The organism is Ancylobacter defluvii (assembly GCF_018390605.1).
Taxonomy (GTDB): domain Bacteria; phylum Pseudomonadota; class Alphaproteobacteria; order Rhizobiales; family Xanthobacteraceae; genus Ancylobacter; species Ancylobacter defluvii.
In genome coordinates, this window is sequence record NZ_JAHBGD010000018.1 from 16,738 (window position 1) to 34,850 (window position 18,113).

General features: G+C 66.8%; 16 protein-coding genes. 8 read left to right on the top strand and 8 right to left on the bottom strand.

Features of this window, described 5'->3' with window-relative positions; genetic code table 11:
• Positions 1–631 precede the first annotated feature (631 nt).
• Positions 632–1,693 (top strand): DUF2125 domain-containing protein, encoded by a 1,062-nt coding sequence (locus tag KHC24_RS14070; protein ID WP_213363940.1) that lies wholly within the window; start codon positions 632–634, stop codon positions 1,691–1,693.
• A gap of 318 nt (positions 1,694–2,011) precedes the next feature.
• Here the strand turns inward: KHC24_RS14070 and edd are convergent, their stop codons facing one another.
• The 3 genes from edd to zwf are packed head-to-tail and all read right to left on the bottom strand — an operon-like array spanning position 2,012 to position 6,068.
• Complete coding sequence (edd, locus tag KHC24_RS14075) at positions 2,012–3,856, bottom strand: phosphogluconate dehydratase (RefSeq protein WP_213363941.1); 1,845 nt, start codon at positions 3,854–3,856, stop codon at positions 2,012–2,014.
• A 38-nt stretch (positions 3,857–3,894) separates the two neighbouring features.
• On the bottom strand, positions 3,895–4,578 hold the full coding sequence (gene pgl, locus KHC24_RS14080; protein WP_213363959.1) for a 6-phosphogluconolactonase: 684 nt from the start codon (positions 4,576–4,578) through the stop codon (positions 3,895–3,897).
• A gap of 14 nt (positions 4,579–4,592) precedes the next feature.
• The gene (gene zwf / locus KHC24_RS14085; protein WP_213363942.1) at positions 4,593–6,068 is read right to left on the bottom strand and encodes a glucose-6-phosphate dehydrogenase; all 1,476 of its coding nucleotides are present in this window, start codon (positions 6,066–6,068) and stop codon (positions 4,593–4,595) included.
• Positions 6,069–6,795: 727 nt separating this feature from the next.
• Here zwf and KHC24_RS14090 point away from each other — a divergent pair.
• The 6 genes from KHC24_RS14090 (at position 6,796) to KHC24_RS14115 (ending at position 12,913) form a co-directional block, all read left to right on the top strand.
• Positions 6,796–7,809: a Bug family tripartite tricarboxylate transporter substrate binding protein gene (locus KHC24_RS14090; RefSeq protein WP_213363943.1), complete on the top strand. Its 1,014-nt coding sequence runs from the start codon at positions 6,796–6,798 to the stop codon at positions 7,807–7,809.
• Positions 7,810–8,092: 283 nt separating this feature from the next.
• Positions 8,093–8,593 carry a tripartite tricarboxylate transporter TctB family protein gene (locus tag KHC24_RS14095; protein ID WP_213363944.1) on the top strand — a complete coding sequence of 167 codons (501 nt, stop codon included), beginning with the start codon at positions 8,093–8,095 and terminating at the stop codon, positions 8,591–8,593.
• A 52-nt stretch (positions 8,594–8,645) separates the two neighbouring features.
• Positions 8,646–10,154: a tripartite tricarboxylate transporter permease gene (locus tag KHC24_RS14100; protein WP_213363945.1), complete on the top strand. Its 1,509-nt coding sequence runs from the start codon at positions 8,646–8,648 to the stop codon at positions 10,152–10,154.
• 296 nt (positions 10,155–10,450) lie between these two features.
• A complete protein-coding gene (locus KHC24_RS14105) occupies positions 10,451–11,173 on the top strand; it encodes a GntR family transcriptional regulator (RefSeq protein WP_213363946.1) in 723 nt (240 codons plus the stop codon).
• Between the two features lie 316 nt (positions 11,174–11,489).
• Positions 11,490–11,951 carry a tellurite resistance TerB family protein gene (locus KHC24_RS14110; protein WP_213363947.1) on the top strand — a complete coding sequence of 154 codons (462 nt, stop codon included), beginning with the start codon at positions 11,490–11,492 and terminating at the stop codon, positions 11,949–11,951.
• Between the two features lie 140 nt (positions 11,952–12,091).
• Entirely contained in the window at positions 12,092–12,913 is an 822-nt protein-coding gene (locus KHC24_RS14115; protein WP_213363948.1) for a glutamine amidotransferase, read from the top strand.
• Here KHC24_RS14115 and KHC24_RS14120 read toward each other — a convergent pair.
• Together KHC24_RS14120 and KHC24_RS14125 are read right to left on the bottom strand one after the other, a co-directional pair.
• A complete protein-coding gene (locus KHC24_RS14120) occupies positions 12,882–13,439 on the bottom strand; it encodes a hypothetical protein (RefSeq protein WP_213363949.1) in 558 nt (185 codons plus the stop codon). The genes KHC24_RS14115 and KHC24_RS14120 overlap by 32 nt on opposite strands.
• 138 nt (positions 13,440–13,577) lie before the next feature.
• A complete protein-coding gene (locus KHC24_RS14125) occupies positions 13,578–14,090 on the bottom strand; it encodes a MarR family winged helix-turn-helix transcriptional regulator (RefSeq protein WP_213363950.1) in 513 nt (170 codons plus the stop codon).
• A 296-nt stretch (positions 14,091–14,386) separates the two neighbouring features.
• On the opposite strand from KHC24_RS14125, the gene KHC24_RS14130 reads away from it, so the two are divergent.
• Complete coding sequence (locus KHC24_RS14130; protein WP_213363951.1) at positions 14,387–15,658, top strand: hypothetical protein; 1,272 nt, start codon at positions 14,387–14,389, stop codon at positions 15,656–15,658.
• A gap of 100 nt (positions 15,659–15,758) precedes the next feature.
• On the opposite strand, the gene KHC24_RS14135 is transcribed toward KHC24_RS14130, so the two are convergent.
• The 3 genes from KHC24_RS14135 to KHC24_RS14145 form a co-directional block, all read right to left on the bottom strand.
• The gene (locus KHC24_RS14135; protein WP_213363952.1) at positions 15,759–16,646 is read right to left on the bottom strand and encodes an ABC transporter permease; all 888 of its coding nucleotides are present in this window, start codon (positions 16,644–16,646) and stop codon (positions 15,759–15,761) included.
• A 13-nt stretch (positions 16,647–16,659) separates the two neighbouring features.
• Positions 16,660–17,676 (bottom strand): ABC transporter permease, encoded by a 1,017-nt coding sequence (locus tag KHC24_RS14140; protein ID WP_213363953.1) that lies wholly within the window; start codon positions 17,674–17,676, stop codon positions 16,660–16,662.
• 12 nt (positions 17,677–17,688) lie between these two features.
• On the bottom strand, positions 17,689–18,113 hold a 425-nt coding region (locus tag KHC24_RS14145), incomplete at its 5' end, for a TOBE domain-containing protein (RefSeq protein WP_213363954.1).

Below are 18,113 nucleotides of genomic sequence, written 5' to 3' on the forward strand. Positions count from 1 at the left end.
CACAAACGGGCGGGCAGCCGGCAATGCCGCCGGGATCTGCTACGGATACGACCGGCCTCAGTCCTGCCGCCGAGCTGGGCTGGGGATGCCGCTGCCGGGCCCGCCCGGTGTTCCACCGGCAGCGGAGCGGTACATGTTGACGCTTGCTGTCGCGCGTCGCCCCGGCGGCCGCGTGCCTGCGTGCGCGATCGCCATGTCCTCCACAAGGCGGCAGCACTCCCGGCTGCTCTCACCACCTTGTGGAGGATGTGGCGGCAGTATCGCTCCCCCGAAAAATCCCGATCGGTGGCATCCCGCAGTTCCGGGAGAGCTACAGCGCACAACCTCTCCCCCCCAGGAGGTGGTCGATATGTGCGGGACCGCCGTGCCGGTGCGCTTCCGATCCCAGTGCATCGGGCAACGTCACCCCGGACGCCTGCCGGACGCGCTGGGCTGAAACCCCGTTCAGGGAGCGGCGGCGGCGCGACGGGCGGCGACCGTCTTCCCGGCCGCACCCTTAACGCGGCGGACGGAACGCGATATGCCGTTGCGGGCGCGCGACCGGCCGGGCGCCCGGCCGGGCGCCCGCGCCCACCGCCGCATCCGCGTCGCATTGGCGGGCCAATGGAAGGACCGCCTTGGAGATGACCCGATGACCGATCCCGACCGTGCCGCCGCCTCCACCGGAGCCCCTCCCGCCTCCGGCCGCCGCTCCTCGTTCTGGGTGGTGCTGCCGCTGGCGCTGTTCGTGCTCGCCGGCCTCGGCTGGACCGCCGCCTGGTTCTATGCCGCCGGCCGCGCCGAAAAGGAGATCGACAGCTGGATCGCCAACGAGGCGGCGGCGGGGCGGCAATGGAGCTGCGCCGACCGGCGGCTGACCGGCTTCCCCTTCCGCTTCGAGCTGATCTGCGCCCAGCCCAGCGTCACCTTCACCGGCGCCGATCCGTGGCAATGGTCGGCGGGACGCGCCCACGCCGTTGCGCAGGTCTGGAACCCGCAGCACATCATCGCCGAGTTCCAGGGGCCCTCGGTGCTGAAGGAGCCGGCCAGCGGACGCAGCATCGAGGCCAATTGGTCGCTGCTGCAGGTGAGCGCCGTCGGCTCGGGCGGGGTGGTCGACCGCGTCTCGACCTCGGCCAACGACTATGTGCTGAGCGAGGGCGGCAAGCCACTGTTCTTCGCCCGCCATGCCGAACTGCATGCCCGCCACCATCCCGGCGCCGATGGCAACACGCTCGACATCGCCATGGGGGTGAAGGCAGCCGGCAGCGGCGCGCTGAATGGCGGCAGCCAGGCGACGGCGGATGGCGAGTTGCAGGCCACCATCACGCAGGTGCCGCCGTTCCAGGCGATGCCGGTGGCCGAGCGGCTGCGGCTGTGGCAGCAGGCCGGCGGCACGGTGAACATCGCCGTGGGCAAGCTCGCCGCCGGCGGCGGGATGATGAACGCCACCGGCGACATCAGCCTCGACGCCCAGCGGCGCCCGAACGGCACGCTGACCGTCGCGGTCGCCAATCCGCAGGGACTGCTGGGCGCGCTGGGCGGCTCCGGGCTGCTGCCGGAGCAGGCCAACACGCTGCTGCCGCTGCTGATGGCCGCCGGCCAGCCGACCAGCATCGACGGCACCAAGGCCAGCGGCTTTCCCTTCGTGTTCCGCGACGGGCGGGTGGCGCTGGGCTTCATCCCGCTCGGCAAGGTCGGGCCGCTTTACTGAACGGGCTGCCCCGCAGGAAGATCGCAGGCGCGAGATTGCTCCCTCTCCCCGCACCGAACGCGGCTGTTGCCGGGTTCCATGCGGGGCATGGTCGACATCGGATGCACCCGATATCGACGGAGAGGGCGGGGGTCAGGGCTGGGGTGAGGGATCTTCGACACTTCCCGATCGCGTCGCCCCTCTCCGACCCGCTTCGCGGGCCATCTCTTCCCATTGGGGAGAGGGAGACAAGGTCAAGATTCAGAGGCTTCGCCGAACTCTCCCAGCCCCCGGAACGGCGCTGCGCGGCGCTGGTCCGGGGAACAGTGGGAGGCGGCCCTACGCCACCGCGAAGATGGTGGCGCCGGTATCGGCGGTGCCCACCGCCGCCCGGAACGAGCCGAACAGCTCGCGGCCGACGCCCCAGTGGCTCGCCTCCAGATCGGCGGTCGCCGGCGTGCGCGCCGCCCATTCCGCCGGATCGACCTTGACGGTCAGCGTGCCGGCGACGGCATCCACCCGCACGATATCGCCCTCGCGGATCAGCGCGATGGCACCGCCATCAGCGGCTTCCGGCGTGACATGGATGGCGGCCGGCACCTTGCCGGAGGCGCCGGACAGCCGGCCATCGGTGACGAGGGCGACCTTCTGGCCGCGGTCCTGCAACACCCCCAGCGGCGGCATCAGCTTGTGCAGCTCCGGCATGCCGTTGGCCTTCGGCCCCTGATAGCGTACCACCGCGACGAAATCGCCGGTGAGCGTGCCGGCCTTGAAGGCGCGCTGCAGCTCCTCCTGCGAGTGGAACACCTTGGCCGGCGCCTCGATGACATGGCGCTCGCTGGCGATGGCCGAGGTCTTGATGACGGCGCGGCCGATGTCACCGGAGAGCAGCTTGAGCCCGCCGGTCGCATGAAACGGCCGCGAGGCCGGGCGCACCACGTTCTCGTCGCCGCTGGTCGCCGGGCCGTCCTGCCAGGCGAGCTCGCCCTCGGACGACAGCCTCGGCTCGCGGGTATAGGCGTCGAGGCCGGCGCCCCACACCGTCTCGACGTCGCGGTGCAGCAGCCCGTCGCCGATCAGCTCGCGGATGATGAAGGCCATGCCGCCGGCGGCGTGGAAATGGTTCACATCCGCCTTGCCGTTCGGATAGACGCGGCAGAGCAGCGGGGTGATGTCGGCGAGATCGGAGAAATCGTCCCAGCTGAGCTTGATGCCCGCCGCCGCCGCCATCGCCACCACATGCATGGTGTGGTTGGTGGAGCCGCCGGTGGCATGCAGGCCGACAATGCCGTTGACGAACACCCGCTCGTCCAGCATCCGCCCGACCGGGCGGTAATCATTACCCAGCGCGGTGACCTCCATCGCCCGCTCGGCGGCGGCGGTGGTGAGCGCGTCGCGCAGCGGCGTGTTGGGGTTGACGAAGGAGGCGCCGGGCAGATGCAGGCCCATGATCTCCATCATCATCTGGTTGGTGTTGGCGGTGCCGTAGAAGGTGCAGGTGCCCGGCCCGTGATAGGCTTGGCTCTCGGCTTCGAGCAGCGCGTCGCGGCCGACCTTGCCCTCGGCGAAGAGCTGGCGGATCTTCGACTTGTCGTCATTGGACAGGCCGGAGGTCATCGGCCCGGCGGGAACGAACACCGCCGGCAGATGGCCGAACGAGAGTGCGCCGATGACCAGGCCCGGCACGATCTTGTCGCAAATGCCGAGATACACCGCGGCATCGAAGGTCTGGTGCGACAGCGCGACGGCGGTGGACAGCGCGATGACGTCGCGCGAGAACAGCGACAGCTCCATGCCCGCCTCGCCCTGGGTGACGCCGTCGCACATCGCCGGCACGCCGCCGGCGACCTGGGCGACGCCGCCGGCCGCCCGCGCCGCGGCGCGGATGAGGGCCGGGTAGTGCTCATAGGGCTGATGGGCCGAGAGCATGTCGTTATAGGCGGTGACGATGCCGAGATTGGCACCGGACCCCTCACGCAGCATCGCCTTGTCGCCGGGCCCGCAGGCGGCGAAGCCGTGCGCCTGGTTGGCACAGCCGAGCTTGGCGCGGCTCGGCGCCTTTTCGGCGGCCGCGGCGATGCGGTCGAGATAGCGCGAACGGGTGTCGTGCGAGCGGCGGACGATGCGTTCGGTGATCTCGCCGAGGCGGGCCTTCACGCTGGACGTCTGGGGCGATTCGGCCATGCGGATCTCCTCGGGATCAGTGGGTTCGACAGCGGTGGTCACGGGCACCAGAAGATATCGGGCGGACGCGGCGCACGCAGCACCGCCCGCACCGGCATCTCCTCGACGGGGCCGTCGGCCAGCGCCGCCTGCAGCACCGGGCGCTTGCCCTCGCCCTCGATATGGAGCGCCAGGGCGTCCGCCGCCAGCAGCACCGGCAAGGTGAGCGTGATGCGCGGCTCGCCGGCGCCGGGCGCGCGCATCGGCATCAGGCCCAGCGTGGCTTCCGGGTCCAGCACCTCGGCGAGGCGGTCGCCGCCGGGGAAGAACGAGGCGGTGTGCCCGTCCTCGCCCATGCCGAGCACCGCGCAGGCCAGCGGCCAGTAGAGATCCTCCAGCGCCTCGTTGATGGCGAACAGCCCGTCCTCGGGGGTCGGGGCGTCATTGGCCAGCGCCACGAAGCGCGCCGCCGCCGCCGGCCCCTTCAGCAGATGCTCGCGCACCAGCCGGGCATTGGAACGGTCGGAGGTCTCCCGCACCCAGCGCTCGTCGACGAGGGTGATGCCGATCTTCGACCAGGGAAGGTCGCGCGCCGACAGCGCCTCGAAGAAGCGCGTCGGCGTGCGCCCGCCGGAGACGGCGAGGCTGGCCCCACCGTCGCGGGCGACGCGGGCGGCGAGCTTCGACGCGACGAAATCGGCCAGCGCCGCCGCCAGCGCCGCGCCATCGGCAAAGACGTGCATGGAAAGCACCGGCCTCACGCGCCATCCTCCAGCCAGGTGCGCCCGTCGCGCTCGATCAGCGCGATGGCGGCGGACGGGCCCCAGGTGCCGGCGGTATAGGGCCGCGGCGGCTCCTTGGCATTGCGCCAGGCATTCAGGATCGGATCGACCCATTCCCACGCCGCCTGAACCTCGTCGCGGCGCATGAACAGCGTCTGGTTGCCACGCACCACGTCGAGGATAAGCCGCTCATAGGCGTCCGGGTTGCGGACCTTGAAGGCCTTGGCGAAGCTCATGTCGAGCGGCACATGGGTGAGGCGGATGCCGCCCGGGCCGGGATCCTTGATCATCAGCCACAGCTTCACGCCCTCGTCCGGCTGCAGGCGGATCACCAGCCGGTTGGGCGAGATCGGCCCGACATTGGCGTCGAACACCGAATGCGGCACCGGCTTGAACTCGACGACGATCTCCGAGACCCGCGAGGCGAGGCGCTTGCCGGTGCGCAGATAGAACGGCACCCCGGCCCAGCGCCAGTTGCCGACCTCCGCCTTCAGCGCCACGAAGGTCTCGGTCTGGCTGCGCGAGGAGCCGAGCTCCTCGAGATAGCCCGGCACCGCACCGCCGGCCGAAGCGCCGGCGCGGTACTGGCCGCGCACGGTGAGCTGGCCGAAATTCTGCTCGTCGATCGGCTTCAGCGCCCGCAGCACCTTCAGCTTCTCGTCGCGCACCGCATCGGCGTCGAGCGAGGAGGGCGGCTCCATAGCGACCAGGCAGAGCAGCTGGAGCATGTGATTCTGCACCATGTCGCGCATGGCGCCGGCGGTGTCGTAATAGCCGGCGCGCTCCTCGACGCCGAGCGCTTCGGCGACGGTGATCTGCACATGGTCGATATGGGCGCTGTTCCACAGCGGCTCGAACAGCGCGTTGGCGAAACGCAGCGCCATCAGGTTCTGCACCGTCTCCTTACCGAGATAGTGGTCGATACGGTAGACGCGGTCTTCCGGGAAGATGCGGCCGATCTCCTCGTTCAGCTTCAGCGCCGAGGCGAGGTTCTTGCCGATGGGCTTCTCGATCACCACCCGCGCCTCGTCGGCGAGGCCGTATTTGCCGAGCTTCTCGCAGATCGGGCCGAACAGCTCCGGCGCGGTGGCGAGATAATAGACCTTGATGCGCTCGCCCGCCGCCTTCATCCGGTCGGCGAGATCGCTCCAGCCCTCCTCGCGTCCGGCATCGGCGGCGATGTAGGACAGCCGGCCGAGGAAGCGCTCGACATATTCCGGCACCAGCTCGGCGGCGGGAATGTGATCATCGAGCGCCTGCCGGGCGAAGCTGCGGAACGCCTCATCGGTGAACGGCCGGCGCGACACACCGACGATCGCCGCATCGTCCGGCAGCTGGCCGTCAATATCGCGATGGAACAGGGCGGGCAGCAGCTTGCGGCGCGACAGGTCGCCGGTGGCGCCGAACACCGCGATGACGAAAGGCGCCACGGGAATAACGCGACTGGTCATGAAATGGACTCTCCTTCAACCTTCGCCCGGGTGCCGCGCCACGCAGCCGGATCCGTGCACCACTCGTAGCAAAAACGATTCCGCGCGGCGACGCCATCGCCCCGTGGCGCCACCCTGCCACGCACCGAACGCAAGGCGGTGACAATTGCCGACGCACCAAAGGCGCGGGAGACAGCGGAAAAAAGATGCTGCAACGCAAAACGGAAGGCGGAAATGCGCTGACAATCCGGCAGAAGCAGGGCCGACATCGAACGCGATGGATATTGCCTCTCCGGGGCCTGCGCCGGCACCGCCGCCGCTGAACTTTACGAGAGTACGAAGATACTCCTTGGCGCGCCTGGGACGAGCGAATGAAAGACGTGCCCGCGCAATGGGTTAATTAATAAGATATTCCGGGACGCAATATAAATTATTACGTATACCAGAGATGGCATACCAGATGCCGTAATATCAAATATGGAATGCCCTCTTACCTTGCGTCGCACCATGCAACTTTAGAATTATCTCTTGGCATTACAGCCATCTTGGTACAACTTATTCCAGACAAGCCGATCCAGAGACACAACAAAAGCAACCGGCTGTCCCTGTGCCTCGCCTCATCGGTTTCGACCTCCCGCCAAGGTCGTCGACGCCCCTGAAACGGCGCGGTTCCAAGTAAAAATTGTCAAACAAGAATGCCGCAAAAACCAAACGGCAAGAGACAAAACCCCGTGGGAAGGAACGCCAAATGAAGAACTTCCATGCTCTCGGCCTCGGGACGCTCACCGCGCTCGGCCTGGCTGCGATGTCGATACTGCCGGCGGCGGCGGAGTGGAAGCCGACCAAGCCCGTCGAATTCATCGTGCCGGCCGGTACTGGCGGCGGCGCCGACCAGATGGCGCGGACGCTGCAGGGCATCATCGCCAAGCACGAGCTGATGTCCACCCAGCTGATCGTCATCAACAAGTCCGGCGGCGCTGGCGGCGAAGGCTTCCTCGACGTCAAGAACAACAAGGGCAACCCGCACAAGATCGTCATCACCCTGTCCAACCTGTTCACCACCCCGCTGGCGACCGGCATCCCCTTCAACTGGAAGGATATGACCCCGGTAGCGATGCTGGCGCTGGACGAGTTCGTGCTGTGGGTGAATGCCTCCGAGCCCTACAAGACCGCGCAGGAATACACCGCGGCGATCAAGGCGGCGCCGGACGGCACCTTCAAGATGGGCGGCACCGGCTCCAAGCAGGAAGACCAGATCATCACCGTCGCCTTCGAGAAGGCGGTCGGCAAGAAGATGACCTACATCCCCTATAAGGGCGGCGGCGAAGTGGCCGTGCAGCTGGTCGGCGGCCACATCAATTCGTCGGTGAACAACCCGATCGAGGCGGTGTCGCAGTGGCGCGGCGACAAGCTGCGTCCGCTCTGCGTGTTCGACGAGAAGACCCTGCCCTATACCGACAAGATCCTCGGCGATCTGTCCTGGTCCTCGGTGCCGACCTGCAAGTCGGCCGGCGTCGACGTCGAATACCTGATGCTCCGCGGCATCTTCATGCCCCCGGGCGTGACCGACGAGCAGGTCGCCTACTTCGTCGACCTGTTCAAGAAGGTCCGCGAGACCCCGGAATGGAAGCAGCTGATGAAGGACGGTGCCTTCAACCAGACCTTCATGGCTGGCGCCGAGTTCAAGGACTGGCTGACCAAGGCCGAGGCCACCCATAAGGGTCTGATGCAGGAAGCCGGCTTCATCGCCGCCGCCAACTGACGCAACCCCGTCCCGGCCCGCGCATCGACGCGCGGGCCGCCTGACGGCCAGCGCCCGCCATCGACGGGGAATCCGTAGCCGCGTCCGGACCTGCAGCCGGACCGGAGAAGGGTTCCAGGACCGATCGCCAGCACCCCGCCCGGCAGGCGCTGCCAGCTGGCGCCGCGCGCGGGATCGTCGGCGGCGCACAGAACATCGCGTCAATCGAGAATGCGCCGATCCGGCACCGGCGGGAGACATCCCGCCGGACCGTCGGATCGTGATCAGGATTGCGGAGCAAAACATGAGCGAAACATCCCACGGCGCCGGCACGGGACCCACGCAGCGCAATGCCGAGATCGGCGTCGGCCTGCTGACCCTGCTGTTCGGCCTCATCGTCGTCTATGGCAGTTACATCGTCGGCTTCGGATGGGGGCCCGATGGCCCGCAAGCCGGCTTCTTTCCCTTCTATGTCGGCCTGATCATCTGCGGCTGCAGCCTGATAAACATCGTGCAGGGCACCCGTGAGGATCCCAAGGCGCTGTTTACCGAATGGAAGCAGCTCGGCCAGGTGCTCAAGGTGCTGGTGCCGACCACCGTCTATGTGGCGCTGGTACCGTTCCTCGGCATTTACGTGCCGTCGGTGATCCTGATCGCCGTCTTCATGAAGTGGCTCGGCAGCTATGGCTGGCCGCTGACGATCGCCGTCGCTTTCGGCGTCCCGGCCTTCTTCTACGCCACGCTGGAACGCTGGTTCCTCATTCCCCTTCCGAAGGGGCCCATCGAAGCCATGCTCGGGCTTTGACCTCAGAAAAAGCACGTGAGGCCGGCCAGGTCCGGCTCGAGGGAAAGCGCTCATGTTCGAGAATTTCGTCAATCTTTGGCATGGATTCGGCATCGCCGCCGATCCATTCAACATCCTGCTGATGGCCGTCGGCATCCTGCTCGGCGTCATCATCGGCGTGCTGCCGGGTCTTGGAGGCGCCAACGGCGTCGCCATCCTGCTGCCGCTCACCTTCTCCATGTCGCCGACCTCGGCGATCATCCTCTTGACCTGCATCTACTGGGGCGCGTTGTTCGGCGGCGCCATCACCTCGGTGCTGTTCAACATTCCCGGCGAACCATGGTCGGTGGCCACGACGTTCGACGGCCATCCCATGGCACGCTCGGGGCGCGCCGGTGAGGCGCTCACCGCCGCCTTCACCTCGTCCTTCGTCGGCGCCTTCGTCGCCATCGTCATGATCACGATGATCGCGCCGCTGGTCGCGCAGTTCGCCCTGCGCTTCGGGCCGGCCGAGAAGTTCGCGGTGTATTTCCTCGCCTTCGCCTCCTTCGTCGGCATGAGCAAGGAACCGCCGGCCAAGACCGTGGTGTCGATGATGATCGGCTTCGCGCTCGCCGCCGTCGGCCTCGACATGGTCACCGGCCAGCTGCGCCTGACCTTCGGCTCCGAGGAACTGCTGAACGGCTTCGACTTCCTCATCGCGGTCATCGGCCTGTTCGGCATCGGTGAAATCCTGCTGACCATGGAAGAAGGCCTGGAGTTCCGCGGCAAGGCGGCGAAGATCGACGCCAAGGTGGTGTGGCACACCTGGAAGACGTTGCCCAAGTATTGGGCGACCTCGCTGCGCTCCTGCGTCATCGGCTGCTGGATGGGCATCACCCCCGCCGGCGCCACCCCGGCCTCCTTCATGGCCTATGGCGTCGCCAAGCGCGTGTCGAAGACCGGCAAGAACTTCGGCAATGGCGAGATCGAGGGCGTCATCGCCCCCGAGACCGCCGCGCACGCCGCCGGCACCTCGGCGATGCTGCCGATGCTGGCGCTGGGCGTGCCCGGTTCGCCGACCGCCGCGGTGCTGCTCGGCGGCCTGCTGATCTGGGGTCTCCAGCCCGGCCCGATGCTGTTCGTCGAGCAGTCCGAATTCGTGTGGGGCCTCATCGCCTCCATGTATCTCGGCAACATCGTCGGCCTGATCCTCGTGCTGACCACGGTGCCGCTGTTCGCCTCGATCCTGCGCATCCCCTTCTCGATCATCGCTCCGGTGATCCTGGTGATCTGCGCAATCGGCGCCTACACGGTGAACAACAACGTGTTCGACGTGGTGATGATGCTGGTGTTCGGCGTGATCGGCTATGTGCTGAAGAAGACCAACTACCCGCTCGCCCCGCTGGTGCTGGCCATCGTGCTAGGCGACAGCGCCGAGGAAGCCTTCCGGCAGTCGCTGCTCGGATCGGCCGGCTCGCTCAGCGTGTTCTGGTCCACCCCGCTGGTGGCGACGATCATGGGTATCGGCCTTCTCGCCGGCGTGTGGCCGCTGATCTCCAACCTGATCAGCCGTGTGCGCGGCGTCGCGCAGCCGGCCTGACCCAGGCTGCAACACCGCCCGCCGCGCCATCCGCGCGGCGGGCGTCGATCCGGCCGGCACCGGACACCTGTCCGGGCCGGCATTCCGGTGACGGTTACCCCAGCCGGAACCGCACACATCCGGACCTACCGCCCAAGCCGTGACACGCCGACAAGGCGGCCGGCGCGGCATGTCGGAGCAAGCCATGCATTCGGGGACTGGGAGGCAACGCCAATGACCACCACCAACAATGCCGGGATATCCCGCCCGCGCGGCGCCGCCGTGCCGGCCATCCGGCTGCGGACGCGAGCCGGACAATGAGCATCGAAACCAACATCCAGCGCGTCGGCATCGGCGCCGCCAAGCTCGCCGTCGCGCCGCTCGAGGACACCTCGACCTTCAAGAACCGCGCCTATGCCGCGCTGAAGGACGTCATCGTCTCGCTCAATATCTACGACCAGCCGCACGAGGTCCGGCTCGACGAGCGCCAGCTGGCGCAGAGCCTCGGCGTCAGCCGCACCCCGGTGCGCGAGGCGATGGCGCAGCTGGAGCGCGAGGGCTTTGTCCATTCGGTGCCGCGCCGCGGCATCTATGTGGTGCGCAAGACCAAGCGCGAGGTGATCGAGATGATCCAGGTCTGGGCGGCGCTGGAGAGCCTGGCCGCCCGGCTGATCACCCAGCATGCCAGCGACGAGGAGATCGCCACGCTGCGGGCGATGTTCGCCACCTTCGAGGACGGCGCCCCCCATGCCAAGCTCGACGAATATTCCGAGGTGAACATCCAGTTCCACCAGGCGATCATCGCCATGGGCGGCAACGGCATCCTCGTCAATCTCGCCGAGAACCTGTTCACCCATATGCGGATGATCCGCCGCAAGACCATTGCCGAGGAAGATCGCGCCGACCGCTCGATCCAGGATCACCTCGCCATCATCCAGTCGCTGGAGGCGCGCGATACCGACAGCGCCGAGGTGCTGGTGCGCAACCATGCGCTCGGCCTCGCCGATCACGTGTCGCGCTACGCCACCTATCTCGCCTAGCGGCCACGGCAGCCACCGGCGCGCGGCGGCGCCAAGGTAGTGGCTGTCGGAGGCACATCGTCCCGGCCGGCCTGAACTTCCGAATACTTCGCCCGGCGGGTTCCTCGACCTCGCCGGGCTTTTTAGTCCCCCGCCGCCGGTGTGGCCCGCCTGCACGAACGCACGAGGATCGATCCGCGGCGGCGCCGGGATCATTGCGCCGCAGCGGCAATTCCGATACGCAAAAATGCGGGGTTGGCAACCAGCCCCGCCGCACCCACATCCCTTGGTTCGACCGGGGTTCCTTGAAGCCCCGCCGCTGGAGCTTTGCGCCGGCATGTTGCGCAGTTTGACCGATTTCATCGCCGAGATCGCCGGCGGCGCCCGCGAGCCGGAGTTCGCCGAGAACGATTATCGCCTCGCCGCCGCCGCGTTGCTGGTGCATGTGGTGACCATCGACGGCATCATCGGCGGCGCCGAGATGGACAAGCTGAAGCGCATCCTCGGCTTCCGCTTCAGCCTGAAGGAAGAGGAGGCCGAGCACCTGCTCGAGGCCGCGATCGCCCGCGACGCCGAGGCGGTGGATCTCTACGCCTTCACCAGCGTGCTGAACCGGGCGATGGACGAAGAAGGCCGCAAGCGCGTCATCGAGATGATGTTCGAGGTCGCCTATGCCGATGGCGGCCTCACCGAGTTCGAGGACAATCTGGTTTGGCGGGCCGCCGAGTTGCTGAACGTCTCCTCGCGCGACCGGGTGGAGATCCGCAAGCGCATCCGAGAGACCTTCGACGAGGCATGAACGCGGGCGCAGCGCCCACAAACCACGGCCATCGGCTGGGTTTTAATGGTCGACGCCTTGAAACCGCTCGAAAATCATGTCGTGATGGCTGACATATTCCGCAGCGCAGCGTTGCGGATTCACGCCGACGACGAACGAGAATGGGTCAACAGCCAAGCTCCGACATCCTGATCGTCCTGCACCAGGAACATTCCTCGCCCGGCCGCGTCGGCCGGCTGCTGGTCGAGCGCGGACACCGGCTGGATGTGCGTCGCCCCTGTCTCGGCGACCCGCTGCCCGCCACCCTTGCCGGGCATGCCGGCGCGGTGATCTTCGGCGGGCCGCAAAGCGCCAATGACTGCCACGATTACGTGCGCGCCGAGATCGACTGGATCGGCGTCGCGCTGAAGGAGGCCAAGCCCTATCTCGGCATCTGCCTCGGGGCACAGATGCTGGCGCGTCATCTCGGCGCCCGGGTGGCCCCGCATCCCGAGGGACTGGTGGAGATCGGCTATTATCCGCTGCGTCCCACCGCTGTCGGCCGGGCGCTGCTCGGCGAGGCGCAGGCGGAACTGCCCCACCAGAACCTGCCCGGCAAGGATCTGCCCGGCAGGGCGATGGGTCCTGTCGCCGATGACTGGCCGAACCACGTCTATCACTGGCACCGGGAAGGCTTCGAGCTCGCCCGCGGCGCCGAACTGCTCGCCTCCGGCGACGCTTTCCCCAACCAGGCCTTCCGCTATGGGCCGGCCGCCTATGGGCTGCAATTCCACCCGGAAGTCACGCATCACATGATGTGCCGCTGGACGGTGCATGGCAGCGAGCGGCTGTCATTGCCCGGCGCCCGTCCGCGCAGCGCCCATTTCACCGACCGACTGCAGCATGACGGGCGGGTGCGGCGGTGGCTGGAAAGCTTCCTCGACCGCTGGCTCGACGGCTCCGCCTCCGCCTTCACCGCGCCGCTGCGAGCGGCAGCACAGTGATGTCAAGCGTGCGCAGCTTGGCATAGAGCGCCCGGTCGCGCGCATAGGGCCACCAGTCGAACAGCAGGATCTCGACAGGCCGCCACAGCCCCACCCAGCCGGCGATGATGGCGCCTTCGCTCAGCATTTCACCGACCAGCATGTCGGAAAGCGCCGAGCTGTTGATCAGCGCCGCGACACCGATGCAGAAGGCAAGGAACACCATGCCGACGGCGAGCGTGCGCAAACCCTGGCGCCGGGTCTCGCGCAGCTTGCGCTCGGCATAGTCGCGATTGCTGTCGCAATAGCGCGCCAGCGCCTCGGCGATGCGCGGGGCCAGCGTGGCATTGCCCGGTGTCTGCGCCACATATAGCCGCGCCTGCACCGGCCGACGGCGCCAGCCGCGCTCGGCGGTCAGCAGATCGATCAGCCGGTCGATCCCGGATTCGTCGATGTCCTCGCCGGCAAACGGATCGATATCCGGCGTGGCGAAGAAATTGCGCAGATCACGCAGGCGGATATCGATCTCGATCGGCACGGCGTCCATCGTCTGGCGACTCGTTCGGCTGTCCTGCCGCCGGTCATAGCAGCGGACGGTAGCCGAGTCTTCGAGCAGGAGCCTGCAACCGGGCGCGCATGACCAAACCACCACGGGCCGCGCCCTCCACTTCTAGCCGGGTGCCTTCTAGCCGGGTCTTGCCGCCTTCAGCGTCCGGCGCAGCCGGGCCATGTCGGCACGCAGGCGCTCCACCGCCGGGCGGTCGAGCCCCGTGGCGGCGGCAATGGCGACCGGCACCGCGGCTGCCTTGACCTCCAGCGCCTGCCCCTCGCCGGTGAGGTACACATGCACCTGGCGGCCATCCTCGATGCTGCGGCGGCGGGACACCAGGCCCATCGCTTCCAGCCGCTTGATCAATGGTGTCAGCGTGCTCGATTCCAGATCGAGATGCCCGGCAAGCTCACCTACGTTCTGCCCGTCGGCACGCCACAGGCTCCACATGACGAGATATTGCGGGTAGGTGAGACCGAGCGCGTCGAGCAGCCGCTGATAAGCGCGGTTGAAGGCGTGGTTGGCGGAATAGACCGCGAAGCAGAGAAAGTCGTCGAGACCGGCATCGCCGGCGCCCGACGTGGCGTCGGCATGATCGGCGGGTGTCAGGACGGGCCGGTCAGACGTCTCATCTACATGCCCTTTCATGGCAATGATCCTCACTGGCGAAAGGTCGCCGCCCTTTAAAATAGTCGCACGCGACTTAATCGCAAGAGATTTCATGACGGCCGGAACACGGATGACTGCGCGGACACCGCGACAACCATCGATTGTATCTCCGAATAATCTCGGCTTCACCCGCATACCCGCCAGCCGATGCCATGGGACGTTGAGGAATTTGCACGAATAGCGGCTACGCGACGGGCTGCCGGGAAAGAGGCGCAATCTCAATTATTGAGAGTATTTTCTATTAACACTACTTTAAATTGCAACAAGGCTTCGATATGATCATTCTCGCGATGGTCATCGCGCAGTCCCGCGCAATGCGGATCCATGTGCGCCAAGTGCTTGCCCTGCCCGGACGCCTTCAGATCCGAACAAAGCGTCGGATCCTGACTACCTTCGCGTACCGCTGCAGTTTCCAGAAAAATCAAACGAACTCTCTGTTCGAGATCGTACAGAACACTCGAAATCTACATTCGCTGCACAATTTATCTATCATTTCAGTAATAATGGGGGAAATCATGAATAAAATACTTGCCTACGCGTTTTCTTCGTTCGTCACCATTTCCATGGCGACCACTTCCTACGCACAACAGACCGAGATCAAATCAACCGAGATGGATGATTTGTCGCGCGCGTCCGCCATCCAAGACATCAAGAACAGCGGTGATATTTCGGAACCCCTCAAGATCGTCACCATATCCGGGAACCGACTTTTTGACGGATATTATCTTCAAGCCGAACGCATCGTCTTCAAGTCGGGATCGACGCTGACCTTCAGCAAGAAGGCGCTGGCCTCGCGCAACAATCTTTTCCTTGTCGCCAAGGAGATCGTTTCCGAAGACGCCGCCAATCCCGGCACCATCACCTATGAGCGGGCCGTCAACCTGCCGACACCGGCCATGCCCGGCCAGGCGCCGACCGGCCGGGCGGGCACGCATCGACAGGCGGGGGGACAAGGCCTTCCGGGCGACCAGGGCGTGGCGGGGGAGCCGGGCAGCGCGGCGCCGGCGCTCACGATCACCGTCCTTCAGATGCCGGGCAGCGGGCCGATCATCGATATTCGCGGCGGCAATGGCGGCAATGGCGGCCAAGGCCAGAAGGGCGGTGACGGCGGATCCGGAGGCTCCGGCGACAACGCCTCGCAGAACTGCTGCAATTGCGTCCGCGGGGCGGAAAACGGCTATCCCGGGGGGCAAGGAGGCTCCGGCGGGCCGGGAGGATTGGGCGGTCCGGGCGGCAATGGCGGAACCCTGACGCTGCTGGCGCCCAGCGAGGCGGTGAGCGTGTTCCTGCAGAAGTTCCGCCCGCTGGTGTCGGCCGCGCAACCCGGCGGTGCCGGTTCGGGAGGTCCCGGCGGCAATGGCGGTCCCGGTGGCTCCGGCGGTGCGGATGCGCGTCCGTGGTGCGTCGGAAGCGGGTCCCAGGGAGGACTTGGCCCGATCGGGCCCGGCGGGCAGCCGGGAACCAAGGGAGCCTCCGGCATCGATGGCGACATCTTCGTCGCCGCCATCTCCACCGAACAGTTCGGCAAACTCTACAAGACCGATTGAGCGCAACCGGCAACGGCCGGTCTCGCAATCGGCCCTCCCGCCGCCTTGAACGGCAGGAGGACGCCTCTCCTGCCCGGGGACGGGAGAGATGCCGCCGCCGTCAGGCAGCGGCGGGCTCGGCGGTGCCGGCGAGTTCGTTCTCCTCGGCCATTTGCGCCGCGCGCAGGCGCCGGCCCGCCGCGGCATCCGCCCGCCGTTTCCACAATTCGTAGGCAATGGCGCCGACGACGGTCACCACGACGATGATCACCGCCAGCGCGCTGATCACCGGAGTGGAGCCCTGCCGCACCCGGCCGGCGAGCACGGTGGTCAGCGTCTTGTCGGAGAGGATGGCGAAGGTGGTGGTGTTGTAGTTCTCGAAGGAGGAGAGGAACGCCAGGATCGCCGCCGAGAACAAAGCCGGCTGCAGGAAGGGCAGCAGGATGTGGCGGAACACCTGCGGATAGGTAGCGCCGAGATCGAGCGCCGCCTCCTGCTGCGCCTGGTCGAAGCGCTGGAGGCGGGCGAGGATGATCAGCATGCAATAGGCGGAGATGAAGCTCGACTGGCCGATCACCGTCAGGATGATGCCGTCATAGAGGAACCTCGTGCCGGTCAGCGTGGTGAATTCGCGCCAGAACACCACGGTGGAGATGCCGATGATGATGCCAGGCGTCAGCACGGGCGACACCACCACGAGATAATAGGCCGAGCGGACCCGTGGCTGGATCTGCGTCATGACGATGGCGCCGGCCAGCCCGATCGGCACCGAGATGCACACCACCAGCACGCCGATCCACAGGCTGGTGCGCAGCCCGTACATCATGTCCTGATCGGCGAAGAGCTGGGAGAACCAGTCGAGGGTAAAGCCCTCGATCGGCCAGACCTGCGGGTATTGCGGGGTGTTGAAGGCGGAGATTCCCATCACCGCCAGCGGGCCGAGCAGATAGAGGAAGAACACCACGATATAGACGGCGAACAGGATGCGCTGGAGCGGCCCGGATGTCATCGCACGATCTCCATCATCGGGTAATCTCGCCCAGGCTCAGGCGGAACAGCTTCAGCACCGCCAGCACGAACACCACGCAGCTGATCAGCAGGATGAAGGCATAGGCCGCGCCCTGCGGCCAGTTGAACGCCTGGTAGAAGCGGTCATAGACGATGGGGGTGAACCACAGCGTGCGCGGCCCGGCGAGCACCAGCGGCGCGGCGAGCGCGCCGGCGCATAGCATGAACACCAGCGTGCAGCCCGAGGCGATGCCCGGCTTGGCATGCGGCATCACCACATTGAGATGGATGTGCCACCACGGCGCGCCGAGGTCCCGCGCCGCCTCGATCTGGTTCTTGTCGAGGCTCTCAATGGCACTGTAGAGCGGGAACACCATCATCAGCAGATAGGCGTAGGACAGCCCCATATAGAGGCCGATATCGGCGCCGAGGAAATCGATCGGCTCGACGATGAGGCCGGAGCCGAGCAGCAGCTTGTTGATGATGCCGCCGGAGGACAGCAGCACCCGGAAGGCGAAGGCACGCAGGATCTCGTTGACCCAGTAGGGAATGATGAGCAGCAGCAAGAGGATGCGCAGCCGCGCCGCCCCGGAGGACTGCGCCATGTGGAAGGCGATCGGGTAGCACAGAGCGAAATTGAACAGGGTGATGGCGATGCTCACGCCGATGGTGAGCGCGAAGGCCTTGAGATGGATCCAGTTCCAGCTCGAGGTCGATGTGGTCGAGCCGAACAGGAAGTAGCGGTAATTCTCCAGCGTGAACACGTCCTTCGGTCCACCCATCTGCGCGGGCGGCAGCTTCGGGCGGAACGACATGTCCACCATCGAGAGCTGCGGAAGCACGATGACGAAGAACACCCAGAAGCCGACCGCCAGAACCAGATAGAGCCCGACCGCGAGGCCGTTGCGCTGGAAAAAACCGAGGCCGGTCGTCAGCCCCATGCGCCGCTCATAGGCGGAGAGCGCGAAGAAGAACAGGGCCGCCGCCAGCGGCAGCCCGAAGACGAGAGTGAGGCCGCCGGTCGCTCCCATGTCGCCCTCCGCTCAATGGCTCGCCGGACGGGCGAGCAGCAGCCCGTCCTGCGGCCGGAAGCCGATGCGCAGCTTCTCCCCGCTGCTGGGCAGCGTGCCGCCGCCGATGGTGGCGGTGATCTTCTGGCCGGTGCGCACCCGCAGCGTCACATGCGTCACGCTGCCCTCATAGGCGACATCGAGCGCCTCGCCCTCGAAGCCCACCTGCGCGCCGGCGCCGTTGCTGGCGCCGTTGCCGGCCAGGGCCAGCGCCTCCGGACGGATGAACAGCAAGGCCTCCTCCCCGGCCTTCAGCCCGACCGGGTTGCGGCCGGAGAGCATGCCGAGCGGGGTATCCAGCGTCGCCAGGCCGTTCTCGACGGCGGTGATACGCCCGCGAATCTGGTTGTTCTCGCCGACGAAGGCGGCGACGAAGGGCGTGCGCGGTTCGGCATAGA

What these genes read in the sequence shown, in the direction of transcription:
- KHC24_RS14070 (WP_213363940.1), top strand. Translation starts at nt 632, where the DNA reads ATGACCGATCCCGACCGTGCCGCCGCCTCCACCGGAGCCCCTCCCGCC.
- edd (WP_213363941.1), bottom strand. Translation starts at nt 3,856, where the DNA reads ATGGCCGAATCGCCCCAGACGTCCAGCGTGAAGGCCCGCCTCGGCGAG.
- pgl (WP_213363959.1), bottom strand. Translation starts at nt 4,578, where the DNA reads ATGCACGTCTTTGCCGATGGCGCGGCGCTGGCGGCGGCGCTGGCCGAT.
- zwf (WP_213363942.1), bottom strand. Translation starts at nt 6,068, where the DNA reads ATGACCAGTCGCGTTATTCCCGTGGCGCCTTTCGTCATCGCGGTGTTC.
- KHC24_RS14090 (WP_213363943.1), top strand. Translation starts at nt 6,796, where the DNA reads ATGAAGAACTTCCATGCTCTCGGCCTCGGGACGCTCACCGCGCTCGGC.
- KHC24_RS14095 (WP_213363944.1), top strand. Translation starts at nt 8,093, where the DNA reads ATGAGCGAAACATCCCACGGCGCCGGCACGGGACCCACGCAGCGCAAT.
- KHC24_RS14100 (WP_213363945.1), top strand. Translation starts at nt 8,646, where the DNA reads ATGTTCGAGAATTTCGTCAATCTTTGGCATGGATTCGGCATCGCCGCC.
- KHC24_RS14105 (WP_213363946.1), top strand. Translation starts at nt 10,451, where the DNA reads ATGAGCATCGAAACCAACATCCAGCGCGTCGGCATCGGCGCCGCCAAG.
- KHC24_RS14110 (WP_213363947.1), top strand. Translation starts at nt 11,490, where the DNA reads ATGTTGCGCAGTTTGACCGATTTCATCGCCGAGATCGCCGGCGGCGCC.
- KHC24_RS14115 (WP_213363948.1), top strand. Translation starts at nt 12,092, where the DNA reads ATGGGTCAACAGCCAAGCTCCGACATCCTGATCGTCCTGCACCAGGAA.
- KHC24_RS14120 (WP_213363949.1), bottom strand. Translation starts at nt 13,439, where the DNA reads ATGGACGCCGTGCCGATCGAGATCGATATCCGCCTGCGTGATCTGCGC.
- KHC24_RS14125 (WP_213363950.1), bottom strand. Translation starts at nt 14,090, where the DNA reads ATGAAAGGGCATGTAGATGAGACGTCTGACCGGCCCGTCCTGACACCC.
- KHC24_RS14130 (WP_213363951.1), top strand. Translation starts at nt 14,387, where the DNA reads ATGATCATTCTCGCGATGGTCATCGCGCAGTCCCGCGCAATGCGGATC.
- KHC24_RS14135 (WP_213363952.1), bottom strand. Translation starts at nt 16,646, where the DNA reads ATGACATCCGGGCCGCTCCAGCGCATCCTGTTCGCCGTCTATATCGTG.
- KHC24_RS14140 (WP_213363953.1), bottom strand. Translation starts at nt 17,676, where the DNA reads ATGGGAGCGACCGGCGGCCTCACTCTCGTCTTCGGGCTGCCGCTGGCG.